42 protein-coding genes are annotated in these 25,738 nt (G+C 44.5%); 40 read left to right on the top strand and 2 right to left on the bottom strand.

Annotated features, from left to right (window positions below; all coding sequences use genetic code 11):
- The first annotated feature begins 10 nt into the window (after positions 1–10).
- The 31 genes from rpsQ to DSOL_RS29485 all read left to right on the top strand — a co-directional run bounded on the left by rpsQ (position 11) and on the right by DSOL_RS29485 (position 17,381).
- Positions 11–271, top strand: a complete 261-nt coding sequence (gene rpsQ, locus DSOL_RS08350; RefSeq protein WP_075364404.1) for a 30S ribosomal protein S17 — start codon at positions 11–13, stop codon at positions 269–271.
- Positions 272–305: 34 nt separating this feature from the next.
- A complete protein-coding gene (rplN, locus tag DSOL_RS08345) occupies positions 306–671 on the top strand; it encodes a 50S ribosomal protein L14 (RefSeq protein WP_075364403.1) in 366 nt (121 codons plus the stop codon).
- Between the two features lie 14 nt (positions 672–685).
- On the top strand, positions 686–1,054 hold the full coding sequence (rplX, locus tag DSOL_RS08340) for a 50S ribosomal protein L24 (RefSeq protein ID WP_139314414.1): 369 nt from the start codon (positions 686–688) through the stop codon (positions 1,052–1,054).
- A 20-nt stretch (positions 1,055–1,074) separates the two neighbouring features.
- Complete coding sequence (gene rplE / locus DSOL_RS08335; protein ID WP_075364401.1) at positions 1,075–1,614, top strand: 50S ribosomal protein L5; 540 nt, start codon at positions 1,075–1,077, stop codon at positions 1,612–1,614.
- A gap of 20 nt (positions 1,615–1,634) precedes the next feature.
- Positions 1,635–1,820, top strand: coding sequence for a type Z 30S ribosomal protein S14 (locus DSOL_RS08330; protein WP_045574846.1), 186 nt, complete (start codon positions 1,635–1,637; stop codon positions 1,818–1,820).
- 27 nt (positions 1,821–1,847) lie between these two features.
- Entirely contained in the window at positions 1,848–2,246 is a 399-nt protein-coding gene (rpsH, locus tag DSOL_RS08325) for a 30S ribosomal protein S8 (protein ID WP_075364400.1), read from the top strand.
- 23 nt (positions 2,247–2,269) lie between these two features.
- Complete coding sequence (gene rplF, locus DSOL_RS08320; protein ID WP_075364399.1) at positions 2,270–2,824, top strand: 50S ribosomal protein L6; 555 nt, start codon at positions 2,270–2,272, stop codon at positions 2,822–2,824.
- 54 nt (positions 2,825–2,878) lie between these two features.
- Positions 2,879–3,247 (top strand): 50S ribosomal protein L18, encoded by a 369-nt coding sequence (rplR, locus tag DSOL_RS08315; RefSeq protein ID WP_075364398.1) that lies wholly within the window; start codon positions 2,879–2,881, stop codon positions 3,245–3,247.
- A gap of 27 nt (positions 3,248–3,274) precedes the next feature.
- Positions 3,275–3,775 (top strand): 30S ribosomal protein S5, encoded by a 501-nt coding sequence (gene rpsE, locus DSOL_RS08310; RefSeq protein WP_075364397.1) that lies wholly within the window; start codon positions 3,275–3,277, stop codon positions 3,773–3,775.
- 12 nt (positions 3,776–3,787) lie between these two features.
- Complete coding sequence (rpmD, locus tag DSOL_RS08305) at positions 3,788–3,970, top strand: 50S ribosomal protein L30 (protein ID WP_075364396.1); 183 nt, start codon at positions 3,788–3,790, stop codon at positions 3,968–3,970.
- A 19-nt stretch (positions 3,971–3,989) separates the two neighbouring features.
- Positions 3,990–4,430: a 50S ribosomal protein L15 gene (rplO, locus tag DSOL_RS08300; RefSeq protein ID WP_075364395.1), complete on the top strand. Its 441-nt coding sequence runs from the start codon at positions 3,990–3,992 to the stop codon at positions 4,428–4,430.
- A gap of 1 nt (position 4,431) precedes the next feature.
- Positions 4,432–5,718, top strand: coding sequence for a preprotein translocase subunit SecY (gene secY / locus DSOL_RS08295; RefSeq protein WP_075364394.1), 1,287 nt, complete (start codon positions 4,432–4,434; stop codon positions 5,716–5,718).
- A gap of 14 nt (positions 5,719–5,732) precedes the next feature.
- Entirely contained in the window at positions 5,733–6,374 is a 642-nt protein-coding gene (locus DSOL_RS08290; RefSeq protein WP_075364393.1) for an adenylate kinase, read from the top strand.
- 5 nt (positions 6,375–6,379) lie between these two features.
- Complete coding sequence (gene map, locus DSOL_RS08285) at positions 6,380–7,126, top strand: type I methionyl aminopeptidase (protein WP_075364392.1); 747 nt, start codon at positions 6,380–6,382, stop codon at positions 7,124–7,126.
- Positions 7,127–7,165: 39 nt separating this feature from the next.
- On the top strand, positions 7,166–7,384 hold the full coding sequence (infA, locus tag DSOL_RS08280; RefSeq protein WP_007778476.1) for a translation initiation factor IF-1: 219 nt from the start codon (positions 7,166–7,168) through the stop codon (positions 7,382–7,384).
- 19 nt (positions 7,385–7,403) lie between these two features.
- Complete coding sequence (gene rpmJ, locus DSOL_RS08275; protein WP_009617550.1) at positions 7,404–7,517, top strand: 50S ribosomal protein L36; 114 nt, start codon at positions 7,404–7,406, stop codon at positions 7,515–7,517.
- Between the two features lie 94 nt (positions 7,518–7,611).
- A complete protein-coding gene (gene rpsM / locus DSOL_RS08270) occupies positions 7,612–7,983 on the top strand; it encodes a 30S ribosomal protein S13 (RefSeq protein ID WP_075364391.1) in 372 nt (123 codons plus the stop codon).
- A gap of 18 nt (positions 7,984–8,001) precedes the next feature.
- Positions 8,002–8,391 carry a 30S ribosomal protein S11 gene (gene rpsK, locus DSOL_RS08265; RefSeq protein WP_007778485.1) on the top strand — a complete coding sequence of 130 codons (390 nt, stop codon included), beginning with the start codon at positions 8,002–8,004 and terminating at the stop codon, positions 8,389–8,391.
- Between the two features lie 13 nt (positions 8,392–8,404).
- Positions 8,405–9,034, top strand: coding sequence for a 30S ribosomal protein S4 (gene rpsD, locus DSOL_RS08260; protein WP_075364390.1), 630 nt, complete (start codon positions 8,405–8,407; stop codon positions 9,032–9,034).
- A gap of 69 nt (positions 9,035–9,103) precedes the next feature.
- Positions 9,104–10,051: a DNA-directed RNA polymerase subunit alpha gene (locus DSOL_RS08255; RefSeq protein ID WP_075364389.1), complete on the top strand. Its 948-nt coding sequence runs from the start codon at positions 9,104–9,106 to the stop codon at positions 10,049–10,051.
- A 26-nt stretch (positions 10,052–10,077) separates the two neighbouring features.
- Positions 10,078–10,416 (top strand): 50S ribosomal protein L17, encoded by a 339-nt coding sequence (rplQ, locus tag DSOL_RS08250; protein WP_075364388.1) that lies wholly within the window; start codon positions 10,078–10,080, stop codon positions 10,414–10,416.
- A 77-nt stretch (positions 10,417–10,493) separates the two neighbouring features.
- Positions 10,494–12,026, top strand: a complete 1,533-nt coding sequence (locus DSOL_RS08245) for an ABC transporter ATP-binding protein (RefSeq protein ID WP_139314413.1) — start codon at positions 10,494–10,496, stop codon at positions 12,024–12,026.
- Between the two features lie 57 nt (positions 12,027–12,083).
- Complete coding sequence (locus DSOL_RS08240) at positions 12,084–12,809, top strand: energy-coupling factor transporter transmembrane component T family protein (protein WP_083642374.1); 726 nt, start codon at positions 12,084–12,086, stop codon at positions 12,807–12,809.
- Between the two features lie 76 nt (positions 12,810–12,885).
- Positions 12,886–13,665 (top strand): tRNA pseudouridine(38-40) synthase TruA, encoded by a 780-nt coding sequence (gene truA / locus DSOL_RS08235; RefSeq protein ID WP_075364386.1) that lies wholly within the window; start codon positions 12,886–12,888, stop codon positions 13,663–13,665.
- A 161-nt stretch (positions 13,666–13,826) separates the two neighbouring features.
- Positions 13,827–14,258: a 50S ribosomal protein L13 gene (rplM, locus tag DSOL_RS08230; RefSeq protein ID WP_075364385.1), complete on the top strand. Its 432-nt coding sequence runs from the start codon at positions 13,827–13,829 to the stop codon at positions 14,256–14,258.
- Positions 14,259–14,281: 23 nt separating this feature from the next.
- Positions 14,282–14,677, top strand: a complete 396-nt coding sequence (gene rpsI / locus DSOL_RS08225; RefSeq protein WP_075364384.1) for a 30S ribosomal protein S9 — start codon at positions 14,282–14,284, stop codon at positions 14,675–14,677.
- Between the two features lie 281 nt (positions 14,678–14,958).
- Entirely contained in the window at positions 14,959–15,141 is a 183-nt protein-coding gene (locus DSOL_RS29970) for a transposase zinc-binding domain-containing protein (protein ID WP_075364382.1), read from the top strand.
- Positions 15,138–15,365 (top strand): transposase, encoded by a 228-nt coding sequence (locus DSOL_RS29495; RefSeq protein ID WP_345788372.1) that lies wholly within the window; start codon positions 15,138–15,140, stop codon positions 15,363–15,365. Before DSOL_RS29970 ends, DSOL_RS29495 begins: the two co-directional genes overlap by 4 nt.
- Positions 15,366–15,421: 56 nt before the next feature.
- Positions 15,422–15,616: a transposase gene (locus DSOL_RS29490; protein WP_075364380.1), complete on the top strand. Its 195-nt coding sequence runs from the start codon at positions 15,422–15,424 to the stop codon at positions 15,614–15,616.
- 201 nt (positions 15,617–15,817) lie between these two features.
- Positions 15,818–16,882, top strand: a complete 1,065-nt coding sequence (locus tag DSOL_RS08200; RefSeq protein ID WP_075364379.1) for an HD-GYP domain-containing protein — start codon at positions 15,818–15,820, stop codon at positions 16,880–16,882.
- A gap of 361 nt (positions 16,883–17,243) precedes the next feature.
- Positions 17,244–17,381: a DUF4367 domain-containing protein gene (locus DSOL_RS29485; protein ID WP_282433534.1), complete on the top strand. Its 138-nt coding sequence runs from the start codon at positions 17,244–17,246 to the stop codon at positions 17,379–17,381.
- Positions 17,382–17,517: 136 nt separating this feature from the next.
- On the opposite strand, the gene DSOL_RS08195 is transcribed toward DSOL_RS29485, so the two are convergent.
- Positions 17,518–17,724 (bottom strand): hypothetical protein, encoded by a 207-nt coding sequence (locus DSOL_RS08195; protein ID WP_075364378.1) that lies wholly within the window; start codon positions 17,722–17,724, stop codon positions 17,518–17,520.
- 309 nt (positions 17,725–18,033) lie between these two features.
- Here DSOL_RS08195 and DSOL_RS08190 point away from each other — a divergent pair, with 309 nt between their 5' ends.
- Positions 18,034–18,270, top strand: a complete 237-nt coding sequence (locus tag DSOL_RS08190; protein WP_139314412.1) for a hypothetical protein — start codon at positions 18,034–18,036, stop codon at positions 18,268–18,270.
- A gap of 354 nt (positions 18,271–18,624) precedes the next feature.
- On the opposite strand, the gene DSOL_RS08185 is transcribed toward DSOL_RS08190, so the two are convergent.
- The gene (locus tag DSOL_RS08185) at positions 18,625–18,900 is read right to left on the bottom strand and encodes a YmaF family protein (RefSeq protein ID WP_282433535.1); all 276 of its coding nucleotides are present in this window, start codon (positions 18,898–18,900) and stop codon (positions 18,625–18,627) included.
- A gap of 551 nt (positions 18,901–19,451) precedes the next feature.
- Between DSOL_RS08185 and DSOL_RS08180 the strand changes: the two genes are divergently transcribed.
- The 8 genes from DSOL_RS08180 to argC all read left to right on the top strand — a co-directional run bounded on the left by DSOL_RS08180 (position 19,452) and on the right by argC (position 25,678).
- Positions 19,452–19,661 (top strand): DUF1657 domain-containing protein, encoded by a 210-nt coding sequence (locus DSOL_RS08180; RefSeq protein WP_075364375.1) that lies wholly within the window; start codon positions 19,452–19,454, stop codon positions 19,659–19,661.
- Between the two features lie 579 nt (positions 19,662–20,240).
- A complete protein-coding gene (locus DSOL_RS08175) occupies positions 20,241–20,990 on the top strand; it encodes an N-acetylmuramoyl-L-alanine amidase (protein ID WP_075364374.1) in 750 nt (249 codons plus the stop codon).
- A 197-nt stretch (positions 20,991–21,187) separates the two neighbouring features.
- Entirely contained in the window at positions 21,188–21,682 is a 495-nt protein-coding gene (locus DSOL_RS08170; RefSeq protein WP_075364373.1) for a helix-turn-helix domain-containing protein, read from the top strand.
- The gene (locus DSOL_RS08165; protein ID WP_075364372.1) at positions 21,679–22,143 is read left to right on the top strand and encodes an endolytic transglycosylase MltG; all 465 of its coding nucleotides are present in this window, start codon (positions 21,679–21,681) and stop codon (positions 22,141–22,143) included. Before DSOL_RS08170 ends, DSOL_RS08165 begins: the two co-directional genes overlap by 4 nt.
- Positions 22,144–22,252: 109 nt before the next feature.
- Positions 22,253–22,831 carry an RNA polymerase sigma factor gene (locus DSOL_RS08160; protein ID WP_075364454.1) on the top strand — a complete coding sequence of 193 codons (579 nt, stop codon included), beginning with the start codon at positions 22,253–22,255 and terminating at the stop codon, positions 22,829–22,831.
- Entirely contained in the window at positions 22,785–23,243 is a 459-nt protein-coding gene (locus tag DSOL_RS08155) for a hypothetical protein (RefSeq protein WP_075364371.1), read from the top strand. The genes DSOL_RS08160 and DSOL_RS08155 overlap by 47 nt, the downstream gene beginning before the upstream one ends.
- Before the next feature lie 106 nt (positions 23,244–23,349).
- A complete protein-coding gene (locus tag DSOL_RS08150; RefSeq protein WP_075364370.1) occupies positions 23,350–24,516 on the top strand; it encodes a M20 family metallopeptidase in 1,167 nt (388 codons plus the stop codon).
- Positions 24,517–24,652: 136 nt separating this feature from the next.
- Positions 24,653–25,678: an N-acetyl-gamma-glutamyl-phosphate reductase gene (gene argC, locus DSOL_RS08145; protein ID WP_075364369.1), complete on the top strand. Its 1,026-nt coding sequence runs from the start codon at positions 24,653–24,655 to the stop codon at positions 25,676–25,678.
- Positions 25,679–25,738: the final 60 nt, after the last annotated feature.

Below are 25,738 nucleotides of genomic sequence, written 5' to 3'. Positions count from 1 at the left end.
GGCTTTTTACGTGGAAAGAGCTCAACGTAAAGTTCGGAGCGGTAAGGTTGTCAGCGATAAGATGGATAAAACTGTCGTAGTTTTGGTTGAGATTACTGAACGCCATCCGATTTACAAGAAAACATTTACCCGCACCAAAAAGTATAAAGCTCATGATGAGAACAACGATGCTCATGTCGGTGATACTGTCACGATCATGGAAACTCGCCTCTTGAGTAAAGATAAATGTTGGCGCGTAGTTGAAATAACTCAAAAAGCGATAGCGCTGTAAGTTTCATATTTAGTTCGGAAGGGGGTCAATGGGAATGATCCAAGTACAAACTAGAGTCAGAGTTGGTGACAATTCAGGCGCAAAAGAGTTGATGTGCATCCACGTGTTGGGCGGATCTATGCGCAGGTATGCATCGATTGGGGATATTATTGTTGCTTCCGTGAAACAAGCAACGCCAGGGGGCGTTGTTAAAAAAGGGGAAGTAGTCAAAGCCGTAATTGTACGGACCAAGAAAGAAATTAAACGTTCGGACGGTTCTTATATTCGGTTTAGCGAAAACGCTGCAGTCATAATTAAAGATGACAAAAGCCCTCGCGGAACCCGTATCTTCGGACCAGTTGCTCGTGAACTGCGCGATAATTTCATGAAAATTATTTCGCTCGCACCGGAAGTTATCTAAAGACCCCATGACAGATGGAGGTGAAGAAAGTGGCTGCTACTAAGCATAAGGTACAACCTGAAAAGATACACGTTAAAAAAGGCGACTATGTCATGGTTATCAGCGGTAAAGATGCTGGCAAAAAAGGCAAAATTATCGATGTGATTATGAAGAAAGGCCGCGTGGTAGTTGAGAAGGCGAATATGGTCAAACGTCACACGAAACCTTCTCAAACCATGCCTCAAGGGGGCATAGTTCCTAAAGAAGCTCCTATGGCTAGCTCGAACGTTATGTTATATTGCCAAGAGTGTAATTCCGTTACTCGTGTTAGTTTCAAAGTGACGGAAGACGGAAAGACTCGCGTTTGCAAACATTGCGGAGTGAATCTACCGGATAATCACTAATCGCGAAAGGAGGGACCCCAGTGGCTCGTCTGAAAGACAGATACCTAAATGAAATTGCTCCTGCCTTACAGCAGAAGTTCGCTTATACAAATGTAATGCAAATACCCAAAATTAATAAAGTTGTTATCAATATGGGTGTCGGTGAAGCAGTTCAAAACTCCAAGGCGATAGATTCCGCTGTTGGAGATTTAATGAAGATCACGGGACAGAAACCCATTGTCACCCGGGCTAAAAAGTCCATTTCGGCCTTCAAACTGCGTGAGGGGATGCCAATCGGGTGCAAAGTCACGCTACGTGGCCAACGGATGTATGAATTTATGGATCGACTCTTAAGTGTGGCTTTACCTCGTGTTCGTGACTTCCGCGGAGTTTCGGCGAAGGCGTTTGACGGACGTGGAAATTATACCTTAGGAATCAAAGAACAACTTATCTTCCCTGAAATGGAGTATGACAAGATTGATAAACTCCGTGGAATGGATATTGTGTTCGTAACAACGGCTAAAACGGACGAAGAAGCGCGAGAGTTGCTTCGCGGGTTCGGTATGCCGTACCGTGATTAGAGAAAAGGAGGTTCAAGAGCGTGGCTAAGACATCAATGGTTGTCCGCCAAAACCGTGGACAAAAATTCGCAGTGCGTTCGCATAACCGTTGCAAGCTTTGTGGACGTCCCCATGCTTACATGCGGAAATTTGGAATTTGCCGGATTTGTTTCCGGGAACTGGCTCACAAAGGAGAACTTCCTGGAATCACGAAGGCCAGTTGGTAAAACATTGTAGGAAGGGGGACGACTGAAGTGTCAATGTCAGATCCGATAGCAGACTTTTTAACACGCATCCGGAACGCAGGAATAGTTTACCATGATAAAGTTGAAGTACCAGCATCACGCATTAAAAAAGAGCTTGCGGAGTTGCTTAAGGCAGAGGGGTACATCAAAGACGTTGAATACATTGCGGACGACAAACAAGGCGTGATTCGGATGTATTTAAAATATGGTCCAAATCGTGAGCGTGTTATCACAGGGTTAAAACGAATTAGCCGTCCGGGTCTTCGCGTTTATGCGAAGAAGGATGAAATTCCTAAAGTACTCGGTGGACTCGGAATTGCTGTTATTTCGACATCCAAAGGAATTATGACAGATAAAAAGGCTCGGAAAGAGGGCCTCGGCGGAGAAGTAATCTCCTACATTTGGTAATTATCACAACGGAGGTGCAATGAATGTCCAGAATTGGCAAGCGCCCCATTGGGATACCCAGTGGAGTGGACTTCAAACTAGAGGGAAATGTTGTTACCGTTAAAGGTCCGAAAGGAACTTTGACTAAAGAGATGCATCCACTAATGAACATTGTCGTTGAGAACGATCAAATCTTGGTCACTAGACCTGATGATGAACCGTTGAGTCGCTCTTTACATGGATTAACCCGCTCCTTGATCGCCAATATGGTTGAAGGAGTTACGGCAGGATTTACGAAGGGTCTCGATATGGTCGGGGTCGGATACCGTGCTGCGAAGCAAGGAAACAAATTGGTCTTAACAGTGGGTAAATCTCATCCAGTAGAGCTTACTCCTTTTGAAGGAATTGACTTTGAAGTCCCAGCTGCAAACAAGATATTGATTAAAGGGATGGATAAAGAACTTGTTGGTGCTTTCGCCGCTGTCGTTCGTTCAGAGCGTGAGCCTGAGCCTTACAAGGGCAAGGGAATTCGCTACGAAAATGAAGTCGTTCGTCGTAAAGTTGGTAAGACCGGTGGTAAAAAAGGCGCTAAGAAGTAAATGAATTAGGCAAGGGCAAAATCTCTTGCCAATCGTGAAAGGAGTGAGTTCCCTATGATTAAGCGCATTGATCGCAAAAGCATTCGCATTAAAAAGCATAAGAGCATTCGCAAGAATGTGTCCGGAGCTGCTGTGCGCCCGCGTTTGGCAGTTTTCAGAAGCTTGAATCATATTTACGCCCAAGTTATTAATGATGAGATCGGTGTGACGCTTGTTGCTGCTTCTTCCCTCGATCCAGAGTTCAAGGCTGCTAATCTTTCCGGTGGGAACACCGCTGGAGCTCAAAAGGTCGGCGAGCTTGTTGCGAAAAAAGCCCTGGAAAAAGGAATTACGCAAGTTGTTTTCGATCGTGGAGGAAATGTCTATCACGGACGAATCTCAGCATTGGCGGAATCAGCACGCGAAGCTGGACTCAGCTTCTAAGCTAGGGTAAAGGAGGGAAAAACCAAATTGGCAAAATTCGATGCTAACAAGTCGGACATGAATGAAAAGGTTGTTCATATAGCCCGTGTAGCCAAAGTTGTAAAGGGCGGACGGCGTTTTAGCTTTAGTGCTCTCGTTGTAGTCGGAGATGGTCACGGTCGTGTGGGCGCCGGATTGGGTAAGGCTGGCGAAGTGCCAGAGGCTATTCGCAAAGGAGTCGAAGATGCGAAAAAGAACCTCTTCAGTGTTCCCATGCATGGAACTACGATTACTCACCCCATCATTGGAGTTTTCGGCGCTGGACAAGTGCTCTTAAAGCCAGCTTCTAAAGGGACTGGAGTTATCGCTGGCGGCGCCGTTCGTGCAGTCCTTGAAGTTGCCGGAGTACATGATATTCTGACGAAGTCTTTGGGTTCGGCAAATGCGCACAATATGGTCAATGCGACGATGGCGGCATTAAAATCTCTCAAGCGTCCAGAAGAGATTGCCAAACTCCGAGGTAAGACCGTAGAAGAAATTCTAGGTTAAGGAGGGTTGGTCATGAAAATAAAGGTGACACTGACAAAGAGTCCCATTGGTTACTCCAAAGCACAACACAGAGTGTTACAAGCACTTGGCTTAGGAAAAGTCGGATCAAGTGCAGTTCATGAGGATACCCCTGGAATTCTAGGGATGGTTCATAAATGCATGCACTTGGTTACCGTAGAATCACAAGCTCAATAGAAGGAGGTGTGGGCAAAGCATGAAACTTCATGAACTTAAGCCTGCTGAAGGGTCAACACATGCACCTAAGCGGTTGGGCCGTGGCGTTGGATCTGGTCATGGTAAAACAGCTGGAAAAGGACACAAAGGTCAAAACTCGCGCTCAGGCGGCGGTGTTCGCCCTGGCTTTGAAGGCGGACAGAATCCGTTATTCCGAAGGATGCCTAAGCGCGGCTTCAATAATATCTCGAGGAAAGAGATTGTCGCTTTAAATGTTCGTGATTTGGAGCGTTTTGAAGAAGGCGCCGAAGTTACAGTGGAAAGTCTCTTTGAAATAGGCCTTATCAAGGCTCTTAAAGATGGCGTTAAAATTCTGGCAACCGGGAATTTGACCAAAGCTCTGACCGTCAAAATTGACAAAGTCAGCCCAGCCGCGGCAGAGAAGATTGTTGCAGCGGGTGGAAAAGTAGAGGTGGAATAGGATGATTGTCGATTCCCTGAAGAATGCTTGGAATGTAGCGGAACTCAGGAAAAAAATCGGTTACACCCTTCTAATGTTCCTTATTTTTCGTATCGGAGCACATATTCCAATTCCCTTTATTAATCATGATGTACTAAAAAATATGCTTGGTTCCGGTGGAATGTTCGATTTTATGGACACTCTGTCCGGAGGTTCCTTTAAAAGGCTGTCAGTTTTCGCGTTGAGTATTACGCCTTACATTACAGCCTCCATCATTCTTCAACTTCTGACAATAGTGCTTCCCTCCCTTGAACGGCTTGCTAAAGAGGGTGACTATGGACGCAAAAAGATCACGCAGTATACGCGGTATGGCACTGTGATTTTAGGATTTATTCAAGCTTTCGGACTAACCTATGGTGTGCGAGGGGCGTTAAATATTCCTAGCACTGGCTTGAAATGGCCCATCTATATCTTAGTGGCTGTCGTTTTAACTGCTGGTACCGCGTTTCTAATGTGGCTTGGAGAGGCAATCACGGAAAAAGGAATTGGAAATGGAATCTCCCTGATCATCTTTGCCGGAATCGTTTCGCGTGTCCCTGATGCCATTAAATCTATGTGGAACATGCTAAGAGTTGGAGAAATCAATGCTTTATCCGTTATTGGATTGATTCTTATCGTGATTTTCATTACTGCTGGCGTCATTTATGTGCAGGAAGGGCAACGTCGAGTTTCAGTTCAATATGCTAAACGAGTTGTTGGTCGTCGGGTATATGGTGGCCAAAGTAGCCATATACCTTTAAAAGTAAACCAAGCTGGGGTTATCCCTGTCATTTTTGCAATATCTCTGCTCGCGTTCCCTCAGACGATCGCGACCTGGGTCCCAACTTCGGGTTTTGCAAGATTTGTAAATACTTGGTTTAGTATGAATGGTACGATAAACTCCATTCCTTACCTGCTGCTCTACGGTGCGCTCATTTTGTTCTTTACCTACTTCTACACTGCTGTTACGTTCAATCCCGTTGATGTAGCAGACAACTTGAAGAAGTACGGGGGATTTATCCCCGGTCTTCGTCCCGGGCGTCCCACGGCAGAGTATTTGTCCAAAATATTGAGTCGGATTACACTAGCCGGTGGTTTATTTCTAGCTTTGATCGCAGTCTTACCGACACTTGTTATCGGACTCACTGGATTAAAAAACATCTATTTTGGAGGAACATCCCTACTGATTGTAGTTGGGGTCGCACTCGAAACGATGAAACAGATTGAATCCCAACTTATGTCGAGGCATTATCAAGGGTTTATGAAATAAAGGAGGAAGAAGAGATGAAAATAATTTTAATGGGCGGACCTGGCGCAGGAAAAGGGACACAAGCGGTTGGTCTAGTAGAGAAGTACAACATTCCGCATATTTCCACAGGAGACATGTTCCGGGCTGCTATTAAAGACGGGACTGCTTTAGGCCTAAAGGCTAAGTCGTATATGGATGCAGGCGGCTTGGTACCTGATGAAGTAACGATTGGGATTGTCGCGGAACGGTTAGCGCAACCGGATTGTGCTAAGGGATTTCTTCTTGATGGATTCCCTCGTACCTTGGCGCAAGGCAATGCCTTAGGGGATATCCTAGATCGCCTTGGTATGAAGCTTGACGGTGTGATAAACATTGAAGTAGACGAAAAGATTTTAATTCCACGCTTAACCGGTCGTCGCGTCTGTCGCAAATGCGGAGCGTCCTATCACATGATCTTCAACGCACCTCAACAGGAAGGGGTTTGTGGTCAGTGTGGAGGAGAGCTCTACCAACGTTCTGATGACACGGTAGAAACTGCTCAAAATCGTTTAAATGTCTACAATCAACAAACGGAGCCTTTGATCGCTTTCTACACTGAAAAGGGATTGCTTAAGCGCATCAATGGGGACCAAGCGATTGATAAAGTCCTTCAGGATATCATGAAAGCCTTGGTCTAATTGTCATGATTAAGCTTAAAAATGCGAGTCAAATTGAACGGATGCGTAAAGCGGGTCGAATCGTGGCTGAAACGCTTGAATTGATGCGTGAGCATGCGAAGCCTGGCGTTACGACACTCGATTTGGATCGCATGGCTGAGAAATATATCCGTTCACAGGGCGCAATACCAACGTTTAAAGGGTACAATGGATTCCCTGCGTCGCTGTGTACTTCAGTAAATGAACAAGTTGTTCATGGGATACCCAGTTTAAGGTGCTTAGAATCTGGAGATATTATTAGCATAGATTGTGGTGCGACTTTAGATGGGTATGTCGGTGACGCGGCAGTGACCTTGCCTATTGGAGAAGTTGGTGAAGATATCCAGAAACTATTAAGGGTGACTGAAGAGTCTCTGATGATAGGAATTGCGCAAGCGAAGGTAGGCAATCGGCTTTATGACGTTTCTCATGCGGTTCAAACGCACGTGGAAGCTAATGGGTTTTCTGTAGTGCGTGATTATGTTGGGCACGGGATTGGTAGCGCGATGCATGAGGATCCGCAGATCCCTAACTTTGGCAAGCCCGGCCGGGGGCCACGACTCGAGGTAGGTATGGCCTTGGCTATTGAACCCATGGTGAACATGGGTACGTATGAAGTGCAGACCTTAAAAGATCACTGGACTGTGGTCACGAAAGATAATCGGCCATCGGCCCATTTTGAACACACGGTTGCGATTACGGAAAATGGCTTGGAAATTCTTACTCGATGTTAGGTGCGTGCTATAGGATTGTCAGAGGAGGGGTGAATGACCATGTCAAAAGAGGACGTTATTGAAGTTGAAGGTAAAGTCTTGGAGCCGTTGCCCAATGCTATGTTTCAAGTTGAGCTAGCCAATGGGCACAAGGTTCTTGCTCACGTCTCAGGGAAGATACGTATGAATTTTATCCGGATTCTTCCGGGAGATCGGGTCACGGTGGAGCTTTCCCCCTATGACCTGTCTAGAGGACGAATCACGTATAGGTTTAAGTAAGCCAAAGGGAGGGATTACGGTGAAAGTAAAGCCTTCTGTCAAAAAGATCTGTGAAAAATGCAAAATTATTCGTCGCCATGGTAAAGTCATGGTCATTTGTGAAAATCCGAAACACAAGCAAAGACAAGGCTAAAAAAGTCTCGGTTGCGCGGCTGGTTGGAGTAAGTCCTCCAAAGCACCGATTTTATATTAAGCAGAACTGAAATAGTTGGAGGTGTAAATTTTAGATGGCACGTATCGCTGGAGTTGACTTACCGCGCGAGAAACGCTTAGAGGTTGCCCTAACCTATATTTTTGGAATTGGGTTGCCAACTTCACATAAGATTCTCGCCAAATCGGGCGTAAGCCCGGATGTCCGAGTGCGTGACTTGTCAGAAGACGAAGTCAGTAAGCTTCGGGAAGTTATTGATAAAGAGTTTAAGATTGAAGGCGACTTGCGTCGCGAAGTTTCCCTCAATATCAAGCGTCTTATGGAAATTGGTTCCTATCGTGGCCTGCGCCACCGTCGCGGACTGCCCGTTCGTGGTCAGCGTACGAAAACCAATGCTCGTACTCGCAAGGGTCCGGCTAAGACTGTTGGAGCAAAACGTAAAAAGTAATAAGGGGGGATAACCGAGATGGCACGTAAAGTTGTCCGGACAAAACGCCGGGAACGTAAGAATATTGAAAGTGGAATCGCGCATATCAAATCCACGTTCAACAATACCATGGTGACCATTACGGATACCAGCGGGAACGCACTCTCCTGGTCTAGTGCAGGTTCTCTTGGCTTTAAAGGGTCTCGCAAAAGCACACCCTTTGCAGCACAAATGGCTGCAGAAACCTGTGCTAAAGTTGCGATGGAACATGGCTTGAAAGATGTTGAGTGCTACGTAAAGGGACCTGGAGCGGGACGTGAAGCCGCAATCCGTGCTTTGCAAGCTGCAGGTTTAGAAGTTAATCTAATCAAAGACGTGACACCGATTCCACACAATGGCTGTCGGCCACCGAAACGCAGAAGGGTATAGGAGGTGTGTAATCATGGCTAGATATACTGGACCAGTCTGTCGCTTATGTCGTCGTGAGGGAATGAAGTTATTCCTCAAAGGGGAACGTTGCTATACCGGAAAGTGCGCGATTGATCGTCGTGCCTACGCTCCTGGACAACACGGCCAAGCACGGGCGAAGAAACCCACTGAATATGGTCTTCAGTTACGAGAAAAACAAAAAGCACGCCGCTTGTATGGCGTTATGGAAAAACAATTCCGCCACTATTTTGATGAGGCCGTTCGTCGCAAAGGGGTAGCCGGTGAAAACTTGCTGATCCTTTTAGAGCGTCGACTTGACAATGTTATCTTCCATTTAGGTTTCGCTTCATCCCGACCGGAAGCTCGTCAACTCGTCAATCATGGTCACTTTACCATTAACGGTAAAAAAGTTGACATTCCTTCCTATTCAGTGCGCGTTGGAGAAGTCATTGCTGTTCACGAAGGCAGCAAGAGCTCACCACGCGTGAAACAACTTCTTGAAAATCTGGGTTCTCGTACAGTACCCGGATGGTTAAGCTTGGATGCCAATACTGCTGCTGGAACCGTTGTTGCACTACCTACTCGTGAAGATATTCAACTGCCCATCCAAGAACACCTCATCGTGGAGAAATACTCCCGTTAATGTTGACGTTCTACCCGTATGGGTCGGATGGTTCGTATATCAAGTTCTCGAGAAAGAAGGTGCGTTCCGATGTTAGAAATCGAGAAGCCCAGAATCGAGTGTGTCGAGCGTTCTGAAGATGACTCCTATGCAAAATTCGTAGTTGAACCTCTGGAAAGGGGATATGGGATTACATTGGGAAATTCCCTAAGGCGTATCCTACTATCTTCTCTTCCAGGATCAGCGGTGACATCAGTAAAAATTGAAGGGGTACAGCACGAGTTTTCCACGATTCCGGGTGTTTTGGAAGACGTTACGGACATTATTCTCAATTTGAAGTCCCTCGCTTTAAAAGGCTATACGGATGAACCTCGGATTATTCGCATAGAGTCTCAAAATGAAGGGGTTGTCACAGCTAGAGATATTACTACTGACCCTGACATTGAGATTCTGAACGAAGACCTGAAGATTGCCACGTTAGATCATGATGGACGTCTGTTTATGGAAATGACGGTAGAACGTGGCCGTGGCTATGTTTCTGCGGATAAAAACAAGAAGCCAGATCATGTCATCGGCGTTATACCTATTGACTCGATCTTCGCCCCGATTTATAAGGTTAACTACACAGTAGAAGCTACGCGGGTTGGTCAAATCACGGATTATGACAAGTTAACCCTTGAAGTTTGGTCAAATGGCAGTATCTCTCCGGAAGAGGCCACAAGTACGGCCGCTGGAATTCTGAGTGAGCATCTGCGCCTTTTCATGGGACTCACGGATAAACTCAACAATGTTGAGATTATGGTGGAAAAAGAAGAGGAAGCCAAAGATAAAATCCTCGAGATGACGATTGAGGAACTTGATCTGTCTGTTCGATCCTACAACTGCCTGAAACGGGCGGGGATTAACTCGGTTGAAGAGTTGACCCAAAAAACGGAGGAGGACATGATCAAAGTACGAAACCTTGGTCGCAAGTCTTTGGAAGAAGTGGAATTTAAACTTAAAGATTTAGGTTTATCGTTCCGTCCGGCTGAAGATTAATTCGGTGCAAAAGGAGGGGAATGTAATTGGCTTACCGCAAGTTAGGAAAAAACACGGGTCATCGCGGGGCAATGTTGCGTAACATTGTCACTTCCCTGTTAAGACATGAGCGTATTCAAACGACAGAAGCACGCGCTAAGGAACTGAATGCTATAGCTGAAAAGATGATTTCACTTGGCAAGCAAGGAGATTTAGCTGCACGTCGTTTATCAATGGCTTATCTCATGGATGAAGATGTTGTTACAAAATTGTTTGAGACCATTGCGCCGAAATATGCTGACCGTCAGGGCGGCTATACTCGTATTATGAAACTCGGTTTACGTCGGGGAGATGCTGCGACAATGGTAATCATCGAACTTGTCTAAGACAAGTTGTTAGAGGCCGGGTTGCTTACGTTGTTAAGCATGCCCGGCCTTTGCTGTTAAGCTAGGAGTGTGATATCGTGCAACTGAGGAAAGTGCTCGAAGTGAAGAACATCCATTATCGTGATATATTGAATGGTGTGAATTTCGATTGGCACCAGGGTGAGATCATTGCGCTGATGGGGACCAATGGTTCTGGAAAATCCACTTTGGCGCGCCTCTTAGTTGGCTTAGCTGAACCCGATGAAGGAGAGATCCATCTTGAGGTTGATGGTGTTCCTGCTGAATGGAACAAGGGGAAGCGCTGGCAGGAAATCGGGCTGGTTGGGCAACATCCCAAGCGGCAAACGATTGGAGTTACTGTCGCCGAAGAATTGGCCTTTGGGCTCTTAAGCCTTGGACATAATAGTGATGACGTGCGAAGCAAGGTAAAAGAGTTGGCATCTTCCGTAGGATTAGGTGGTAAAGAAAACCAGTCTCCGGCGACGCTTTCAGGTGGAGAACGGCAAAGGCTCGTGACTGCAGCAATTTTAGCCATCAAGCCTTCATTTCTGATTTTAGATGAGGGATTAACTATGCTTGATGCGCGGGCGCAGGCCAATGTCCTCAAACTTTTATTTCAAGCCCGTCCTGAAACTGGTCAACTTTGGATTACGCACGATGCAGAATTAGCCTGGCAAGCTGATCGTTTGTTGGTTCTTGAACGTGGAAAACTCGTGGACAAGGGCAGCCCACGTGGGGCTTTTACTTTCAGTGAATTTTGTACTCTTTACGGCTTTTCGGGATTACTAGATGAGACAACTTCAGATAAGGGGTCTACAGTAGAAAAGAGATTTGCAGTAGACAAGAGATTCTCGGTAATTCAGAATCAAACTGACCTTGGGATCACTGAGACAGTTCGGAGGGTATTAGAACGGCAAACCCAGCCTGCGCTCGAATGGAGGCAGGCCCACTACGCAACCCGTCTAGAATTAAATAATACTGTAAAAGCAGGGGAGTTTATTGGAATTGTTGGTCCTTCGGGTTCAGGAAAAACGACACTATTAGAAAGTGCGATTGGACTTATTTTGCCTACAGAAGGACAGGTTTTTGGATTTGCAGAACGAATAACAAAGGATAGCCTGAGTGCGTGGCGTAGAAAAACCCGTTTAGTTCTGCAAGAGGCAGGGGAATACCTGATTGGCCGCACAGTCTATCACGAGATATATTATGGAGAAACTAGACGAGAACTAGAAACCAAAAGGCAAAGTAGGGTATCATATTTAGAGAAGTTTAATCTCCCAGCAAGCTTGTTGGAGGCTGCGCCTGAGCGCCTGAGTGGTGGAGAACGACAAAGAGTTGCCTTAGCCGCGGCCTTGAGAACAAGTCCAGAGATTCTTTTAATGGATGAACCTTTACTCGGACTAGATGCTTGGAGCCGCATCGGCATTCAGACCATGATTTCCGAATTGAAGGATGTAACTATACTTTACGTAACCCATGACTTAAGAGAGGTTATACAGGATGCTGATCGACTTTGGTTGGTGGAAGACGGAAAGGTTGTACTAGACTGCTCTAAACAGAGTTGGAAAGATCATCAGGAACAATTTCGAGCGGCTGGTGTACGCTGCTAATGGAGGGGGTGCTTTGAAATAGAAGGCTTTGAACTCTACTCGCCAGGAAACAGTTTGTTGCACCGTTTTGATCCGAGGTTAAAGGTTGCTGGGTTAGCCTTTGTATCTCTCTTAATGACCGTGACGGGATGGCAGGGTCTCGCACTTAGCTCCTTTGCTCTCTTGGGGCTTGTGTTCTTGAGTCGCACCCCTTTAAAGATATACCGTTCACTCATAGTTGTAATGCTTTGGATGGGGTTGTTTTACGGACTGGCAGCTGGGTGGGTTTGGCCAGCAAATAGAGCGGTATGGTACGGCCATTGGTCACCCGAGGGGTTGGTGCAAGCCGCCTTTATGCTTTGGCGGATGGTTCTGGTCTTTGGCTTAACACGCCTTTATACTGCAGTGACGATGCCCCTTGAGCAAGGATTGGGCATAGCATACTTCTTGAATCCGCTTATCCGAATTACCCCTAAAGCCGCTGATTTTGCCCTTTTACTTACCTTAACGTTGAGATTTATTCCCCTGATTATTGAAGAGGCAACCCAAATTTGGAAAGTCAGAGCACTAAAGCTTGAGTGGCCATCATCTTGGCTTAAACGATCTTGGGAGTTTATTCAGCTCATTGTGCCGCTCATCCTATTGAGTCTGAGGCGGGCAGAAGAACTTGCCGAAAACCTGATTTTGAGAGGATATGGTTCAGGCAACTACCGGACCCTCATGCTGAATGAGAGGACTTCAAAGGATCGTCTGGGAGTTGTGATCCTAGGAGCTTGGGGATTAATCCTATTGATATTGAGATAGATTTATATCCAAATCTAAATCTAAATCTAAATCTAATTCGAATTCGAATCCTTAAGTAGCGGAGGCTAGAATATTTATGCGAAACATCCAGCTCATCGTAGCATATGACGGAACGAACTATCATGGGTTCCAGCGTCAGCATGAAACTCATGGCCCCACGATTCAGGGAACCTTAGAAGAGGTATGGGCGAGGTTGGTCGAGGAAGAGGTAACTCTAGCCACGGCAGGCCGGACGGATACAGGAGTACATGCCTCCGGTCAAGTCGTCAATTTTATGACCCTCACGAGAATTCCGGAAGGAAAAATTCCGAAGGCGTTTAATAGTTTATTACCTAGAGATATCCGCATACTCCGGGCCAAGTGCGTACCGGATGATTTTAATGCTCGGTGGTCGGCAAAGTGGAAACGCTATGATTATCAGATCGACAACCATCCTATTCCAGATGTGTTTAAGCGACTCTATGCACATCATGTACCTGTTCCGTTGAATGTGGCTCAGATGCAGGTGGCAGCAAGTCTTCTGGAGGGTCGTCATAATTTTAAAACATTTGCTGCAGCTGGCGGGGCTAGCAAGACGTTCGAACGGACACTCTATCGATGTAAGGTGAAAGAAGAGGATGGCCTAATAACAGTTTCTTGCGTGGGGGATGGGTTCCTATACCATATGGTACGTATCCTCGTTGGGACGCTTATGGACGTGGGCAAAGGTCGAATTTCCGCGCAAGAGATTCCGGACATAATAGCCAGTCATGAACGGAAACGGGCTCGTATGATTGCCCCAGCGAAAGGTTTAAACCTAGTGCATGTGAATTATACAGAAGAAAGTCCGTTTGAAGTTTTTCCAGGCCTCCTGTAGTAGAAAAAACTTGACATTCGTTTAAGATTTAAATAAAATGATAATATGAGTTTTTATTCCTTGATTGTGATTGAGCCCCATGATCAAAGGAGTACCGCAAGCATGATTGAGCCCCATGCAAGTGAGAATAAAACAGAATACTGCTAATTGGAGGGAAAGTCATGACCACGTTCTTTGCGAAAGCACAAGACCAGGATCGCAAATGGTATATCATCGACGCAGCTGGAATCCCCTTGGGTCGTATTGCGACTGAAGCAGCACGTCTCCTGAGAGGTAAACATAAACCGACATTTACCCCTAACGTTGACACTGGAGATCATGTCATAATTATTAATGCTGAGAAATTAGTATTAACGGGTAACAAACTAAATGACAAAATGTATCGACGTCACTCAGGTTATCCTGGTGGTTTGAAAGAAGTTCCTTACAAAAAATTGATGCAAATTATGCCTGAACGAGCTATGGAACATGCCGTGAAGGGAATGCTTCCTCATAACAAGTTGGGCGCCCAAATGTACACCAAGTTAAAAGTGTACAAGGGAGAATCACACCCTCATCAAGCTCAACAACCTGAAATCTGGACCATTCAATAGATTAAGGAAGGAGGAAGTAAAACATGGCAACTCAATTACAATATGCTGCAACAGGACGACGCAAAAATGCCGTCGCTCGCGTTCGCCTTATTCCAGGTGAAGGAAAGTTCATCATTAACAAACGTGAATTAGCGGAGTACTTCGGTAAGAAGACACTCGAAATGATTGTTCAACAACCCTTTAACATTACAGATACCCTTGCTAAGTACGATGTTATCGCTCTTGCTCACGGGGGTGGTACCACGGGTCAAGCTGGTGCGATACGCTTAGGCGTTGCTCGTGCTTTGCTGAAGGCGGATGCTAGTCTCCGTCCAAGTCTGAAGAGGGCTGGTTTCTTAACACGTGATCCACGTATGAAGGAACGTCGCAAATACGGCTTGAAGAAAGCTCGTAAGGCTCCTCAATTCTCTAAACGTTAATTGTCAGGAAAACGCAAAACCCCCAAACCTTGTGGTTTGGGGGTTTCCTTATATAATCAGAAAGTATAAGTAAAGGAGTGCCAGAGGGTACCCCTTTACTTGCGAATTTGGTATGCTAAGTTTATGGAAGCAAATGTTTTAAAGCAGATATTTTTTGATACACACGGACACTGGGACGCTTTCGTCCAAAAATACGGTAAACGTATTAAGTCTGTTGTAGTCAAAGAAGTTGAGAAATTTCGTAAGTGTGGAGACCCTAAACACGGTTTCAAACTTTTAGTATGCGAGGCTGCCCCGATATAAAAATAGTTCCCTATCGGTGTAAAGGAAGGTTTTGCACGACCTGTTCCAGTGGCGAAACAGAGGAGTGGAGCCGACTAATAGCTGATGATGTACTTCAAGTCAACCATCGCCATGTCATATTTACGATCGATGAGGGCCTAAGAGTTATCTTCCAGGAATAATAGCAGGATTGCATACATTTGGGGCACGAATGAATTTTAATCCGCATGTTCATATGCTTGTAACCATGGGTGGAATGAAGAAGAATGGAGAATGGAAGGTCTATGACTATATTCCATTCGAAATGCTCCGAAAACAATGGCAAACGGTTGTCTTAAAATTGATTCGTAGATCTCTAAATGAGAGAGAAAAAAAGGAAGTACAATCCTTATTACAAAAGGCTTAAAAGCCAATGGCGATGGATTTTACGTTTATGCACCGAAACAGAAAGGGAATGTAAAGGTGCAAATAGGATATATAGGTCGGTATATTCGTCGACCCGCAATAGCGTTGAGTCGGATAGAAGAGTATGACGGTCAATATGTAACGTTTCGGTATCATGACAAAACGGACGGACAAGAAAAGCGTGAAAAGCTAACGGTCGAAGAATTTATTGCTCGGTTGATCGTGCATATACCGGATGAGCAATTCATGTAATAAATTAATGAAAAAGAAGCTCTTATTAGAGCTCGGGAGGTTGATCAAATTTCGATTAGGGCATAGGACCTAGTCAGTTAGGGACCTTTTTCCCTAATGCCTTAATAAGGTGGATTATGCAGCTTAGTTGTTTTATAATTGCTAGGGTATATATGTATTAATATAGGGTTTGAGGTTCATATTTAAAGGAGTGTCTTACTGATGCGCCAAGTAAGTGTAAACAGTCTTAAAGTAGGAGATATGATGGGTCGGACGATTTATTCTGGACAGGGGCGAGTCCTGCTGGAGCGGGGAGTCCTTCTCACTTTACCTTACATTGCACGATTAAGAGAGCTAGGAATAAGTATTATCTACATTGATGATGAAGAGACACGAGATATTATTATCGAGGATGTTGTATCAGAGGAACATCGTCGGGAGGCGATCATGTCCTTCGAACAGTCGAGTGAAGCAGTCAGATTGGGTAAAGATTTCAGTGGCTTTGAAGTAAAAAAGGCCATTAACAACGTTGTGGAAGATATTCTTTACCAGAAGGAAATATTTTTAAGCCTTGTGGATATGCGCAGCTTCGACAACCAAATGTTCTCTCACGCGGTCAGCGTGTGTGTGCTTGCTACTGTTTTAGGTAAGGCTCTAGGGTTAAATAGGGAAAATTTGGAGGCTCTGGCCATCGGTGCTTTACTGCATGACATTGGCACAGTTAAACAGCCGAAACAGCTTATTCACAAAAGAGTTCCGTTGACATCTCAGGAAACTTCTCTTTATCAAACGCACACTGTGAATGGCTTTGAGATTTTAAAAGCTAAACGCGAACTAAGTCTTTTAAGTGCCCATGTCGCTTTACAACATCACGAACGGATGAACGGCAGTGGATATCCCCGTCAATTAATCGGAGAACGTATTCATCACCTGGCTCAAATTGTCGGTATCGCTGATTTTTACGATAACTTGGTTAATGGAGCGCCTGGACATCAAAAAATGTTACCGCATGAGGCTTGCGAAATCGTGATGGGGAGTGCTGGTACGCTTTTTCCCCAGGATCTTGTTGTAATGTTCTTAAAACATGTGGCTGCCTATCCAACCGGATGTACAGTTAAACTTAATACTGGAGAAATTGGTATTGTTGTGGATCAAAATAAAAGTCTACCAATGCGACCGATTATAAGGGTTTTAGCGGGTGATGATACTTTAACTGCATTTGTTAAAGCCAGAGAATATAATCTTGTGGAGAATCATACCACTTTTATTGAGAGTATCTTAGTATAGGTCATACGTTCTACCGGAATAAATAGGCGCACCCTTGTGCTTCCCAAGCAGGGATGTGTGCGGTTAGTCTCTAAACATGGCTAAAGGGATCGGCCAAGTGGGATAACGTCAAAACCCGGTCGAACATTGGCAATGGGAACCAACAAGGGGGTCACTTAGTCAGGGTAGAATAGCAATAAGAAACCTCTCTTTTAGCTTCGACCCCATCGGAAACGGTGTGGCTCTTTTATTGTTCCTGTTTTTCACATTCCTGTTCATCTTGGATACAGACTCAAACCAACGCCCGTTCATTAAATCCTAATTTAGGAAGAAAATAGTATTCCGACAGTTTTACCATTTTCTTCATGAAAGGATAATCACCATGTATTTCATCACCGCGCTAACTAGCCTCGAGCGATCCTCCAATACTCTGAATTGGCAATTGAGAGGGCTTTTGCTACAAATCACAGGAGTAATAACCGAGCAAGAGATCATCAAGATCGCAGAATCTATTAACTAATAAGAATACCACGGGATCCGTGGTATTCTTATTAGTTATATAACGCAGTATTAAAGAGTGTACTCACATTCCCAACTGAGTAACGTTTAAGATTATTGAATATATATCGCTTCCGAATAAGATTGACCACTCTCGCTTATACCACCATCCAATGATGTGTGTTGTGCAAATACTCTGTAGTTATATCCTCTTGAAATACTAAGTATTTTCCCCCTGAAATAGTTTGGTAAGCATTAGGCTTTACGACTCCAATCCCGCTAAGTTGGGTTGACGTAGCTCCTAAAGCTACTGGGGTCCCCATTAGCATAAAGATAGTTAGAAGTATGGGTATTAGTTTTTTCACAAAAATTCCCCTTTCACATTGTTCTGATATATAGAGTGTAAACGTAATACAAAAGGTTACAAGTTAATGTTGAAATTTGAAGAGTAATACTTACCTGATAATGGACTTAAGTCAGGAAAAGAGTTTCTTGCTGTTAAATATTTCCTTGCATCCAATAATGAAGGCGTATCAGAACCTAGAAAATTGAGGCTATTCGAAGAATATCGATGATGGTGTTATCTTGGATATTAGTTATCACGCACCTTGGCCTTATGATGTAAATTTCATCAATGCCTAACCACTCTTGTTCAGTTAGCAGCGTGCATTGGAGTGTCGATAGATGAGTTGGTCGGAATGCACCAAGGCCCTTACTATTATGGTAGGGGCCTATTTATTTTTATGAGACAGCTTTCCCCTTATTTTGCAAGTAAGTTAAAGGCGGAAATGCAAATGGCATTCGGTGGTGTTGATGTAGATGATTGTCGTCGCGATAAATTTCATTTTGAAGGAATTGCTGTAGTTGTCGTAATTATTCTTCTGCTTATCGCTATGGGAATTGTATTCTAATATAGCCTCTCGGAATTCAAGATGTAGGAATGGAAAATTCAAGGAAAGCGAGCTGGAAATTCGCAATAAATAAATGGTAATAAGATAACTCCTGAGGATTTGGTTGGTTTGATGATGGGTAATATCTAGTTTTTATCCCATCTCATGTTAAGTTTGAGCTGAGTGCTTGTAAGTGGTTTTTGTATAAGATGTAGAAGTGGAGAGCCCGTTAAGAAAGCCGCCCATAAGATATGGACGGCTTTTCTGATTGGTTGCCTAGAAAATGAGTAGACTCATTTCGTGGTCATATTTTATTTCTTGTGCTTATGCCCTTTAAGACCTTTTTCTTCCAATAGCTGAAGAATTTAGATGCGATTAACAAGACGGATAATCAGTGCCACAATAATAGTGACTATGGTTATACTCCATCGCTGTTGTGCCTCTGTGACAATGCACATGAGAACCATCAGCCAGATAAACTGCAGGGCCAGTAATACCTGAATAGTAATGCACATGCCCTCTGTTCCACGAAGTGGTCCCCTTGTAACAGTGGACATGAGAGACGCCGTATGCTACCCCCAAACTAGTCTCCCCTGCCATAGTGTGAGAGTGTTGATCATTGACTGATGTTACAAAAGAAAAACCGTGCACATGGTTAAGACCTGTTCTCAATTCACCCGCTCACCTCCCGATATTCATTATTTAGTCAGAGCTTCCATGAAAGCTTAATACAATATATGGATATTAATAGCAATCAGTGTGCTAGCCTCGTAACAAATCAAGCGCACCTCATACAAGTGGAGTAGAGTGAAATTTTATCCAAATCAGCACGCTCTGGAAGCCTCTTCTCATGCTTGCTTGTCCAAAAAGGTTACGAGATTAGTTTAAGCTGGATATGTACAAATGGTTTTTGGTATAAGATGTAGAAAAGGGGGAGCTCGTCAAGCTCGCCCTTTTTGTTATATAAATGGAACGGATAACTTCTTGTAAGTTAGTGGCTGTATTTCTTCAAGAAGCCTAATCTACCATTCTAATTCTATTAACCAAGTACTAAGTCTGTAAGCTGGCATGTTTTGTCATTGACCTTCCGCATAACAAATTGAATCCAGGATTAAAAATAGACTAAAGCGGTCCGAATAAGCTGATGTATAGAAAAAAGAACAATGTACATAATAAATCTCAAAGAGTTAGGAGGAATTAATTTGACTATTCAAGCAGACTTGGAAAAAGCAGTAGCCGCTGCACAATCGGCACTTGGAACTTACGAAACTTTTTCGGTCTCAACCCTGGACGAATCCGCTAAACAAATGTTTAAGGATATGTCCAGTGATATGGAACGTCATGTTGGGCAACTTAGAGGACGGTTGAATTACGTAACTCAGAATAACGCTATGAATAAGCCTTTAAGCTAGAACACATGAAAACTGGGCTCCAAAAGCTAGAGTAAGGACCATCGTAATATGGGGGCCTTACTCTTTTCATATTCCGACAAAACATTACCTTTTATACGGCTGATATTGCCGCTACATAGTACTAGAATATCCGAGTGTGCTAATTGTTGCGAAAGAAGATGTTCTAAGAGTGAAATTAACGGTCCTCGAACGAATAGAAGAATTGAGATTGCAAAATGCAAAAGATAGCTTCGGATAAAGATCTTACGGACACGAGAGTGGTAGGGGTTAGCGAAAAAGCTTGACGGATTAATTAACGAGTTTTACTCCAGGTAAAAAAGGGGTATAGTAGAAGGATTGGGTGCGTCAATGCACGTCACTGCGAAAACATTCCGTACAAAATTGCATGTACAGAATCATGTGTTTACGATCAAAGGAAGGGATTAATCCCTTCCTTTTTCTGGTGCCAGTTAGAAAGTATATGTTTCGGGTGGCAGTGCAACTAAGGCGTTTCTCCATCTTTTCTGACAAGCTCTACGTATATTCCGAATGTCTCTCCCATAAGGTTAGACGGGGTAGACTGGATGAAGGAGGATGGGAATGAAACCTTTATGGGTTGTGAGTTTGAAACGTCGTAAAGGGGTTTTAGGAATTGTAGTTGTGCTTCTGTTAAGCTTATTCCTCAGGTGGGGTTTAAGTGGGCAGGATCAGAAAATCTGGAGTTGGACCTTAGGAAATAGAGTCGTGGTGATTGATGCAGGTCATGGTGGAGTGGATCCAGGTGCCGTTGGCCAAAGCAAGGTCTTGGAAAAAGATATTACCTTGGGCGTGTCCAAACGATTACAAGCTCTGGTACAACAAAGTGGGGCTAAAACAATTATGGTTCGTGAGGATGACCGCGACCTAGGAACGTCACAAGGGCTCTTAAAACGGAAACGAGAGGATTTGGCACAACGAATCCAACTGGGCATGGATACCCAGGCCGATGTATATCTAAGCATTCATGCTAATAGTTTTCCGAACCCCAAACTGACGGGAGCTCAGACGTTTTATCATTCGGATTCTCAAGAAGGAAAGCTATTGGCTCAATCGATTCAACAGGAGCTCAATATCATGACTAATGGCAAAAGAGTAATCAAAGGAAATCAAGATATCTATGTGTTGAAAAAAGCGCATCAAGCTGCAGTAACCGTCGAAGTGGGTTTTCTTTCAAACTTAGGCGAAGAACAGTTATTGACGACCCCAGACTATCAACAAAAGCTGGCAATTGCCATCTTTCGAGGTCTAAGTGTCTACTTTAGTAAACAAGGTTTAGACCAAGGGTCTAAAGTGATAGACAAAGCACCCTGAGTCATAGTGAAGAAGCCAGGTTCTCTAAGTAAAGTGACGCACCTGGGAAGAAGATTTGTAGATTAAGTTACTTTTTGCAGGAGAACTACTCTCTTTCGCGAATATCCTTTTATGCAAAAATTTCAGAATGAACCCACCCAATCTGCCGAATGTAGTAAGGCTATTGCGGGTTTTGTAGGAACGAAGGAGGAATATGGGTGGGAATTTTACCGATCATTTTATTTTTTCTAGGAGTAGTGTTTTTGTTCTTGGGTTGGCGCTGGCAAAATTCACCTAACGAAGAGGCCAAGACAGCTTTAAAGGGACTAGCGTATTTGAAAAGAGAAATCACTCGGGTCCAAGATCAGGTCAATGTTCTGGAAGACAAAGTACAAAAAGCAAAACAAGCGGAACTTAGGGAAGCCGAACTTAAGGAAACTGAATTTAAGGACGCTAAATCTAAGGAAAATGTACTGACTGAAATTGAACGCAAGAGAAAAAATATTAAAAAACTCTATAGGTTGGATGACAATGAACAAAGGGAAGGTGATCGCGGGGTTGAGCCGCCACGCTTTATCTCACCGAAATACCAAGAAGTATTGGAACTGGCTGCGCGAGGGCTACGAGTACCAGAAATTGCTCAGAACTTATCTCTAAGCCAGGATGCTGTGCAGATGGTTTTGAAGACACAGCCCAAAGGAGTAATTCGATGAAAGTAACTCGTTCCTATTGGCTCGGTTTGAGTTCAGGGTTTATTTTGAGTGCGATGTTGGCCTTGATCATTTCCCCGCTGCAGGGACAAGCGTTAGCGTTACAAACCTCACTCACCGTGCCAACGCCACAAAACTCACAAACTCAACAAAACCTATCTTCTGCCTCACCCATGACTCCCCAAGACGCTGTTCCCAATCCGGGGTCGACTCATGCTGTTCAAGGTCCACCTTCAGATACCCAGAATTCTACCCAAATTGAGCGGAATTTTGTGATTCCGAAGGGAGCTAGTTCGGAATCGATTGCTGATATGTTGGTAGCCCAAGGATTGATAAAGGACAAAGTGGCCTTTATAGAGAGGGCTCATCAAATGGGGGTGGAAAGTAAATTTAGGGCAGGGACGTTCAATTTGTCGCTGGGTCTCACTCCTGAGGAATTGATTCATCGCTTAGTGAAGAACTAAAAGTGCAAGGAATTACTTAAGTCACCTGAAACCTTTTGGAATTTTCGTACGTATTAAAAGTGAGGAGATTATGCGAGTTGGTTTGAACTCGGGATTGGAGCCTAAAAAAATGGAAGATGCCGAAATTATTCGGCAAGTACTGGCAGGTCATCATGAACAATTTGCAGGCCTTGTCCAGCGTTATCAGGAGCCCTTAATTCACTTTTTACGTCGAATTCTTGGTTCGGAAGACGAGATTTTAGATTGTGCGCAGGATGCATTTTTGGCTGCCTACCGCAATCTGTTTCGATACACGGAGGAACATCCGTTTCGAGCCTGGTTATATGCCATTGCCCGTAATAAGGCACTTGATCTCCTTCGTAAGCGGCGTAGAGCGGGATCTCAGCCTTTGGATGAAACGATCGTCGATCATCAACCGGGGCCGGAGGAGGTTAGCTTGGCCAACGAACAAGCTTCTATGCTTTCAGAGGTGTTAAATGAGCTTCCTGAACATTACAAACAGGCACTTTATTTGCGTTATCACCAAGAACTGACGTACGAAGAAATAGCCCTAGTATTGCAAATCCCCGTGAGTCGGGTTAAGACGTATCTCCATCGGGGGAAAGAGAAACTGCGCCAGCATCTAGAGAGGAGGGACTTCCATGAAGGAGTCGGACAGCGAGCTATGGACTCAACTATTTCAGGATAAACCCATTCCCAGCGTATCCTTAGATACTTTTCAGACACAGCTCATGGCTGAAATTGTGGCACATCCTGTGAATTTCAGAGAAGAAATTCGCCTAACTGTGCGTAGAAAATGGGGACTGGGGTTAGCTATAAGCCTACTCGTCATGGGAATTGCTTTTGGCGCATTTTTGTGGTTTAAAAGTACACTAGTCTTTCAAGGGTTGAATGTTTTACTGATTATGCTATCGGGCTTGCCCCATATTGTTGATCTCGAACAAGTCGGGCGCTGGATTTTGAAGAATATGTTGCTTTTTTCAGAGCTAAAAACAGGGCTCGGTCTTCTATGGGGAGTTGTTTCCGGGCCAATACTTGGAGTGCTGTCCGTTTTCGTGATAGTTTGGAGTTTTAACCCTGTTCGAAAACACTCTATCTAAACACTCATGCCCCTTTCGTACTATGACGAATGTTCGATAGAGATATTGAGTTATTAGACATAGAAAATAGATTATATAGAATTTGGAGCAGAGAGTTGGGATACCCATGGATGCTATTAAGGGATTTTTTATAGCTCAGGCACAACATCTTCGTGAGGAGGTGTGGGAAGTTGCACGTCAAATCGGGGAGCATCCGGAACTTGGGTATAAGGAATACTTTGCCTCGAACGTGTTGTGCGGTTTTCTCCAGAAACATGGGTTTGAAGTAATTCGCAGTATCGCGGGGGTCGAAACAGCTTTCTTGGCTAGATTCAAGGGTACACGTCCAGGCCCTAAAATTTCATTTTTGGCGGAATACGATGCCTTGCCGGATGTAGGGCATGGCTGTGGGCACAATTTGATTGGGGCGGCTAGCGCGGGCGCGGCGGTTATCCTGAGTAAAAGTTTAGAACTATCTGGTGAGGTTTTGGTCATTGGTAGCCCCGCTGAAGAAACAAGTGGAGCTAAAGTGACCTTGGTTGAGAAAGGAATCTTCGAGGATGTTGATGCTGCCATTATGTTTCATCCAGGCAGCCAAAATGTCCCTATCATTTCTAGCCTTGCTCTGGATGCCTTGGAATTTACATTTCATGGTCGAGCTGCCCATGCTGTGGCGGCGTCTTATTTTGGGGTTAATGCTTTGGATGCTATGATCAACTTTTTTGTTGGAATTAATGCCCTGAAGAAGCAGATCCCTCAAGATATGAAAATTAACGGGATTATTACAGAGGGAGGGACAGTCCCGAATATTGTACCAGAACGCGCGGTGGCACGTTTTTATGTTCGGGCCCGAAGACGCAAAGATTTGGATGAATTGAGGGAGCAAGTGATTCGTTGTGCTGAAGGTGCTGCCTCCATGGTTTCGGCGAAGATGACTTGGCAGAAATTCGAGTTTTCTTATGATGAGATGCATACCAATTTGTCCTTAGCAGAGTGCTTTACGAAAAACCTTCAAGAGATGGGTATTAATCAAATTGCTCCTCCACAAACTGCCATGGGGTCAGTGGACATGGGAAATGTCAGCCGGGCTGTTCCAGCAATTCATCCTTATTTAACATTAGGGACAGGCACGGAGATACCACATACCAGAGACTTCGCCCAAGCCACGCTCTCGCCAGATGGAGAAGAGCTCGTTATGTTAGCAATGCAAACCCTCGCTTTAACGGGTTGGGATGTGATCAATGATAAGAAACTCTTGCAGAAAATCAAGAGGGAGTTTCGTTTGCGTAAGTAATATTAATGCCAATTCGGTTGGGTGGTCAATTAATTGGGGGGAAAGCCCCCTCTTTTTTATACCGAAGGATTGAATTTTTATACGCTGGAATGTATAATTATAAAATAAATTAATTCGGAGGGTGGGGGGACAAGATATGAAAGTCGGTGTTCTTGGAGCGACAGGGTATGCGGGGCAGGAATTGGTGCGGTTGTTGCATAGACATGAGGAAGTGAAGGATTTGTATCTTGGTTCGTCCAGTGTAGCTGGAGAAGATTACGAATCTGTTTATCCACATTGGTTGGACCAAAAGGTGGGGATCTTGCAGGATGAAAACATACCCGATCTGGATGTGCTTTTTTGTGCGCTTCCTCATGGTTTGACGGCGAAAAAAACGAGCGCTTTCTTGGCGCGCAAGATAAAAGTGATTGATTTAGGGGCAGACTTTCGGCTGAATTCGGCGGAGGTCTATGAGGAATGGTATAAAATTAAGCATCCGGCAAGCGAGCTGCTTAAAGATGCAGTATACGGTTTACCGGAGCTATATCGAGAGCAAATTCGGGGGAGATCCTTGATCGCTAATCCAGGTTGTTATCCTACAGCTACATTGCTTGCCTTAGTTCCCTTACTGCGCAAAAAGTTGCTCCAAACAGGATATCTAATTATTGATGCTAAATCCGGAGTTTCAGGGGCGGGAAGAGGGGTTTCGTTAGGTAACCATTATGCTGAGGTCAATGAGAATTTTAAGGCTTATGGAGTGGCTAGTCATCGCCATACTCCTGAAATTGAACAAGAACTGTCTCGGGCAGCAGGGCAGCTGCTAAATGTAAACTTTACTCCGCATTTAGTTCCCATGACGCGGGGAATGTTGGTTACGATCTATGCTAAGGTGGGGGAAGGGATCCAAGAGGAAGAACTTCGCAGGTGCTGGCTGGAACAGTATGAGCAAGAGGAATTCATTCATGTTTTGCCTCAGGGAACTTGGCCCCAGACCAAATTTTCTAGCGGTAGCAACCATGCTTTTTTGCAATTGACGCTAGATCAAAGAACCGGGAACGCCGTTATTATTGCAACGATTGATAATTTGATCAAAGGTGCAGCAGGACAGGCTATTCAAAATATGAATCTAGCGATGGGATGGCCTGAAGGACAGGGACTTCAAGGGACAGCCCTTTGGCCCTAGGCTAGACAGTGCAAGTCAGGGACGGTTCTTGGACTTGCATACTCGACTCGGATATATTGG

Origin of the sequence: Desulfosporosinus metallidurans (assembly GCF_001936615.1) — a bacterium.
GTDB classification, from domain to species: Bacteria; Bacillota; Desulfitobacteriia; order Desulfitobacteriales; family Desulfitobacteriaceae; genus Desulfosporosinus; species Desulfosporosinus metallidurans.
Note: the sequence above shows the minus strand (reverse complement) of the source record. Positions and strands in the feature narration are given on the sequence as shown.